Consider the following 334-nt stretch of genomic DNA (forward strand, 5'->3'; position numbering starts at 1 on the left):
CAATAAACTTAGCGTAATCTTGGTCTTTATCTAAGCCTGCCGCCCAACCAAAACAGTGAGCCGCATCTTGCTTAGGGAATTCGTTAAAATCTTCACCATTCACTTCGGCTAAAGCAGCACCCGAAACAAGTGCTGTAAGTAGTGACATGCTAGTAATTAATTTTTTCATATTGCTTATCTCGAATATTGAATATGAAGCTATCTTATTGCGAGCGCTATGAAATAAATGTGAACATATTTGTTATTATTTTCAAGTCATGTGACTTTTGATGTAACTGCTTTCATCGTTTACGAGCACAACATCGATTTCAAATGCAGCGTGTTCATAAACAAT

It is taken from the genome of Vibrio sp. 10N.222.46.A1 (assembly GCF_041473595.1).
In the GTDB taxonomy this organism is placed as follows: domain Bacteria; phylum Pseudomonadota; class Gammaproteobacteria; order Enterobacterales; family Vibrionaceae; genus Vibrio; species Vibrio tasmaniensis_A.